The organism is Pseudomonas sp. EpS/L25, assembly GCF_001512295.1.
Lineage (GTDB): Bacteria > Pseudomonadota > Gammaproteobacteria > Pseudomonadales > Pseudomonadaceae > Chryseomonas.
In genome coordinates this window covers 1-5,849 of sequence record NZ_LNUP01000010.1, presented here as the reverse complement: position 1 = coordinate 5,849, position 5,849 = coordinate 1, and the positions used below count along the sequence as shown (strand labels likewise).

The window sequence follows — 5,849 nt, the reverse complement described above, 5'->3', positions numbered from 1 at the left end:
CTGCCGTTGTCGGCATAGGGCTTGATGTCGGCCGCCATGCTGGGCATCCAGTTGCCGAGAAAGACGTCGATGTCCTTGTTCTGCATGGACTTGTAGGTGACCGGCACGGAAATCATGTTGGTCGTGGGCTGGTAGCCGAGCGCCTTGAGGATCTCGCTGGTCACCGCCGTGGTCACGGTGATGTCGGTCCAGCCCACATCGGCGAAGCGCACCTTCCCGCAGGACTCCGGTTCGGCCGCAAAGGCCGCCAAGGGAGCCAGCAGCGCGATACCCAGCAATCGACGCGAAACACCCTTCATGAGCAAATCTCCAAACGATTATTGATTGATTGTTCAATTAACATTGGCAGAAGCCAGCTTGTAGCAAATCCGGGCCGAAGCCGACTATCGCCAGTGTCGTGGTCGATACCGGGGACGTCGCTGCCGGAAATAATATCGTCGTTTTGAAGCTGTCAGCGACCAACTTCGCAGCAGGCACGCTGCGCCGATGAAACGCAGTACTCAACGGCAGTCGACTAGGACAGCCCGGGTGGGAAGGTCGGCCGCCATCGCCAGGATGAGCGAGCGGCCGCTGCGTCCGGCTACCGGTCAGGACGCGGGCTCGTCGTCATTCGCTGTCGGCGGCAGGGGTCTGGGCGATTGCCAGGCGGGTTTCTCGTGGCCGCGTTGGTCGAAGGCGCGGCGCGCCGCGCGAAAGTCCTCGACGTTCTCGACGGCCCAGGTCCAGATGGGCGTCATGCGCAGCAGCAGCTCCAGGCCCAAGGGTGTCAACTCGTACTCGACCCGGGGCGGCACCTCGTCGAAATCGCGCCGCAGCAGGAGACCGTCACGCTCCAGCGCCCGTAAGGTCTTGGTCAGCATGCGTTGGGTGATACCCGTCAGTTGCCGCGCCAGTTCGGCGTGTCTCATTCGACCGTACACGCCCAGCGCATGGAGGATGCCCAGCGACCAGCGACTGCCCGCATGGGCGAGCACCTCGCGGCGTACCCCGTCGTCGTCCCGCCTGAGTGTCTGGCAGATGGCTTCCGACTGTCGGAGGATTTCCAGTTCGGTCGACTCGTCCCCTGGTATCACGCGTGTGCCTTCTTCTTGAGTACCGCTGGCGTCTGCCAGCATCGGTTCATCTTACACCTGACTTCAGGAGTCATGATGACTGCCCAATTCCCTACCGCTACCCAATCAATCCTCGTGCTCGGCGCCGGCGAACTCGGCCTTCCGGTGCTGCGCAACCTCGCCCGGCTCGCCAAGCAAAGGCCCGGTTCCAAGGTCAGCGTGCTGCTGCGCCAGGCCACCCTCGACAGCCAGGAACCTGGCAAGAAAAAGGAGATGGACGAGCTGCGCGCGCTCGGCGTCGCGCTGGTGGCCGGCGACCTGGTCAAGGATTCCATCGACAACCTGGCGGCGGTCTTCGCACGATTCGATACCGTCATTGGCTGCGCCGGCATGGTCGCGGGGCGGGAAACGCCCATGAAACTGGCCCGCGCTGCGCTGCAGTCCGGGGTGAAGCGCTACTTCCCCTGGCAGTTCGGCGTTGACTTCGAGGCCATCGGGCGTGGCAGCCCCCAGGACCTGTTCGATGCGCAACTCGATGTCCGTGAGCTCCTGCGCGCCCAGGACCGCACCGAGTGGGTGATCATCTCCACCGGCATGTTCACCAGCTTCCTGTTCGAGCCCGTGTTCGGGGTGGTCGATCTGGAAATGGATAGGGTCAATGCCCTGGGCAGTCTGGACACCTGCGTCACCCTGACCACCCCTGACGACATCGGCAAGTTGACGGCCGAGATCGTCTTCTTCGAGCCGCGCTTCCGTAATGAAATCCTCTACCTCGCCGGCGATACCCTGGCCTATGGCGAGGTAGCGAGTCTATTGGAGCGCGTGCTGAAGCGCCCCTTCGAAACCGACGTCTGGCCGGTTGCCGACCTGTTGGAGGAAATGGCGAAAGAGACCGACGAGCATGCCAAGCACATCAAGAAGTACCGCGCGGTCTTTGCCCAGGGCCGCGGCGTCGCCTGGCCGAAGGAGGCCACCTTCAATGCACGGCAGGGGATCGCGGTGACTAGTGCGGAGCAGTGGACGCGGGGGCATCTGGCGGAAGAACAGCGCCACTACTGAGTCATCCAGGACGGCTGGCAGGCCGCGGTCGTTGATTGGTGCCTGCTGGCGATCGCTGGCGTTCGAGAATTGACAGAGTCCACCTCTAGCTCATCGGTGATCGGCGCGGGGCTCTGCTCACGCCAAGATGAAAAGCGCGTTCCGCTCCTAGCGATCGGCGCCATTCATTCCCAACATCCCGCATGCCCGCCTGATCGCCGTCGCTCACTCCAGCCTTGGAGGCTACTAGGTATCGTTGCTGGTATTGATATTTCTTCTACTTGTTCTTGAGTCTTCAGTTCCGCGAGCAAATACATATCCGGCGATGGTTCCAAGCAAAGTTCCTAGAATTTCCTTGCTTAATTTTTCGCCTGTGCCCAGGATAATGATTGTGATCAGCATGAATGCCATGCCAACCACCTCGACGAGAGACCTGTTGACTATTAAAGACTTGGCTACGTCCTCTTGGAGGACTTTGAGTCCGAGGAATAAAAATAGGAGCACCCCTATCATTCCGTAAACTGCATAAACTAATCTGATATCTGTGCTTTCTCGACGAGCTTCATCTCGTTTTTCTAATGTTTTGAATTCTATTATAAAGCTAGATAGTGCTTTTCTTTTGTCGTCTAGATTTTCTTTTTCTCGTGTGCGGATGCTTTTTAAAGCTTGCTCCGCTGCGTTTTTTCCATTGACTGCTGCTTCAAAGTATCCTTCTTGAATGGATGTGTATACTGCATCATAGCCTTTTGAGATTAAAGATTTTAATTCGCTGACTCTTGTGGCTAGCTCGCTTTCTTCTAAGTCTTCCATTTCGCTCAGAAAAATTCGACTATTAGGCAGTATCCTCTCAATTATAAAGCTTGAGTTGCCGTTGCTTGACTTAACGGCTGCCAAGTAATTTTTTAGAGCGTCATTAGCGGCGTTGCTTGCGATGCGTAAATATTTGGAGTCTGGTGTTGTGTCTTGGTCTATGTAAAATTCCAATACTGAACGATTCCAAAAGTTTCCTTTTAAATCAACGGCTCCTTCTAGTGACTGAGTTATAAGCTCTAATGATTGGCGGTAATCCTTCTGGCCTACTTTTCCCGTTTTATTGTTTTCAATAATGGCTTTTCCTTTTTCCCAGCTGTTTTCCGAATTGGCGTCTTTCGGTTTTTTTTGGAGTTGGGTGTTTTGGATTCTTGTTAATAGTTCATCTATAGATTTAATGTTGCGCTCATACGTTCTTACGTCAGCCTTGGCTTGTCTTAGATCGTCTTCAACTAAAGGCGCTACAATGTTTTCGTCCGCAAATACTGCTGAGCTCAATAGAAGGCTAAAAAACAACAGTAATCTCTTCTTATTCATAAAAATCCTTTTATTAATAAAGTGGCTTTGCGATCAAGGTTTGGTTTTATGTGTCGCAAAATATATGTTTTGGAAATATTTAACTTGGTCATGGTGCTAGGGTTTCTGAATTAGGATGGTGATATTTTTGTATGGCGCTTGACGTTTGTTTCATGATGCCTTGGATTTCATATGTGTATGGCTGAATTCTATCAGAGCTTGTGTTGACTGTCTCGTCCGCTCTCGTATATCTGAAGTGAGAAGCTCATATTTCTGTCTTGGGCAGGCCGATAGTTGTCAAATTTGTTCGGTCGGTATATTGTTTTTGCTAGATGTATTCGGGTGGCTTAAATTATATTTTCGCGCATATTAATTATTTTGACGGTATAAAGAGGGCGGAAAATGTCAGCTTTGGAAAGGGGAGTAACATAGTCAATTGATTGGGGTTTAGCTGGCGCCACCTTGGATGTTAAGGGGCGAAGCAATAACCATCTAAATTTTTCTGGGCATTTTTTGACGATTCCCCAACGCCCACCTAGCGTCAAGAGGTTGCGCATTCGTCTGACGATTGTGCTCCATCGGAATACCAACCTAGGCAATGGGAGTGTCAGATGTCTTTTGCTCGTTCGGCTTTGGCCAACCGCTTTTCCGTACTCGTGTTCACCGCTGCGACCGCCACCCTGGCGTTGCCCCTGGCCGCCGCGCCGGGCGTCGAGGGTTCCCTGTCCGCCGTACAGGGCGATGCCCGGGTGACCAAGGCCCTGGAGGCGCTGCGCGCCGATGATGGGCGTACCTTCGAGGAACAGAAACGCATCGCCCAGATCCCGGCGCCGCCGTTCAAGGAGCAGGTGCGCGCCGAGTACTACCTCAAGCGTTTCCAGGAGCTGGGTCTCAAGGATGCCAGCATCGCCCAGGAAGGCTATGTGATCGCCACCCGCAAGGGCAGTGGCCAGGGGCCGCAGTTGGTGGTCTCGGCGCACCTGGATACGGTGTTTCCCGAGGGCACTGACCTGACTCTCAAGGAACAGGATGGCAAGACCTTCGGCCCCGGCATCGGCGATGACGCCCGCGGCCTGGCCGCGCTGCTGTCGGTGATTGACGCTCTCAACAGGAGCGGCATCGAGACGGTGGGTGACCTGACTTTCGTCGGTACCGTGGGCGAGGAAGAGCTGGGCAACCTGCGCGGGGTGAAGGCGCTGTTCAAGGATCGCCAGGGCATCGACGGCTTCATCTCGGTGGATGGCATCGACGTGCGCCGGGTGGTCAATCGCGGCACCGGCAGCCATCGCTACGAGATCACCTTCAAGGGACCCGGTGGCCACAGCTTCGCCGAATTCGGGCGGCCCAGCGCCATCCATGCCATGGGCCGGGCCATCGCCAAGATCGCCGAGGTGCGGCCGCCCAAGGAGCCCAAGACCACCTTCACCGTCGGTACCGTCCAGGGCGGCACCTCGGTCAATGCCATCGCCGCCGAGGCCCGGCTGACCCTGGACATGAGATCCAACGAAGAGACCGCGCTGCTGGCCGAGGAGAAGGAGATCCTGGCCCTGGTGCAGGACGCGGTGAAGGAAGAGAATCAGCGCTGGGAGACCGACCAGATCTCGGTGGACATCAAGCTGATCGGGGATCGTCCGGCCGGTGGCACGCCGGAGGATTCGCCCATGGTGCAGACGGCGCAGCGCTCCATCGCCGCCGTCACCAACGGCGCCAAGGTCACCCTGAGCGGTGGCAGTACCGATTCCAACACCGCCATGGCCCTGGGCGTACCGGCCATGACCGTCAGCGGTGGCGGGGAGGGTGGCAGCGCCCATTCACTGGCGGAGTGGTACAAGCCAACCAATGCCTACCAGGGCCCGCAGAACGTGCTGCTCACCAGCCTGACTCTGGTCGGCATCAAGGGTGTCAGCGAGCCGGTGCTGCCGGTCAAGCGCTAGTGTGGTGTTTCAGAAGTTACCTACACAATTTTGGCGGCGCTTTTTGTCCGCAGCGGCGGACCGCCCTGGACGTCGTTGCCACTCCTCGCCATAGCCCTGCTATGACTCGTCGCGGCGCCTAGCCCATTCGGGGCGCCGAACCGAACAAAAATCACTCGCCAATTCTTGCGCGAACTTCTGAAACACCACACTAGGCTCTGTACGAAAAATCCGAGCGAGTAGAATTGGCACCATGAGGGGCTGGAGGGCCGCATGGCAAAGCGTTACGAACTCCCGGATGAAGCGTGGGAGCTGATTGCAGATGTTGTTTCGCCTGAGCAGAAGAGGGGGCGGCCACGCAGTGATGACCGGCTGATGCTCAATGGCATCTTCTGGATCCTGTGTTCAGGTGCTGCCTGGCGCGACCTGCCAGAGCGGTTCGGCCCCTGGTCGACGGTGTATCAGCGGTTTCGTGACTGGCGAGATGACGGCACCTTTGATCGAGTTCTCGAGCGCCTAC

Annotated in this window: 6 protein-coding genes; 3 read left to right on the top strand and 3 right to left on the bottom strand. The window is 56.9% G+C overall.

Going from position 1 to position 5,849, the window contains the following annotated elements; translation table 11 throughout:
- Both AR540_RS09050 and AR540_RS09045 read right to left on the bottom strand, forming a co-directional pair.
- Positions 1 to 299: glycine betaine ABC transporter substrate-binding protein (locus tag AR540_RS09050; protein WP_330219588.1), on the bottom strand; the 299-nt coding region annotated here is incomplete at its 3' end.
- A gap of 288 nt (positions 300 to 587) precedes the next feature.
- Positions 588 to 1,073, bottom strand: coding sequence for a winged helix-turn-helix transcriptional regulator (locus AR540_RS09045; protein ID WP_059228160.1), 486 nt, complete (start codon positions 1,071 to 1,073; stop codon positions 588 to 590).
- Positions 1,074 to 1,148: 75 nt separating this feature from the next.
- Here AR540_RS09045 and AR540_RS09040 point away from each other — a divergent pair, with 75 nt between their 5' ends.
- Positions 1,149 to 2,111 (top strand): aromatic alcohol reductase, encoded by a 963-nt coding sequence (locus AR540_RS09040; RefSeq protein WP_059228159.1) that lies wholly within the window; start codon positions 1,149 to 1,151, stop codon positions 2,109 to 2,111.
- Between the two features lie 225 nt (positions 2,112 to 2,336).
- Here the strand turns inward: AR540_RS09040 and AR540_RS25330 are convergent, their stop codons facing one another.
- A complete protein-coding gene (locus AR540_RS25330) occupies positions 2,337 to 3,437 on the bottom strand; it encodes a hypothetical protein (protein WP_153014209.1) in 1,101 nt (366 codons plus the stop codon).
- 590 nt (positions 3,438 to 4,027) lie between these two features.
- On the opposite strand from AR540_RS25330, the gene AR540_RS09035 reads away from it, so the two are divergent.
- Positions 4,028 to 5,350, top strand: a complete 1,323-nt coding sequence (locus tag AR540_RS09035; protein ID WP_059228156.1) for a M20/M25/M40 family metallo-hydrolase — start codon at positions 4,028 to 4,030, stop codon at positions 5,348 to 5,350.
- A gap of 252 nt (positions 5,351 to 5,602) precedes the next feature.
- A partial coding sequence (locus tag AR540_RS09030; RefSeq protein ID WP_059226329.1) for an IS5 family transposase occupies positions 5,603 to 5,849 on the top strand: 247 nt, incomplete at its 3' end.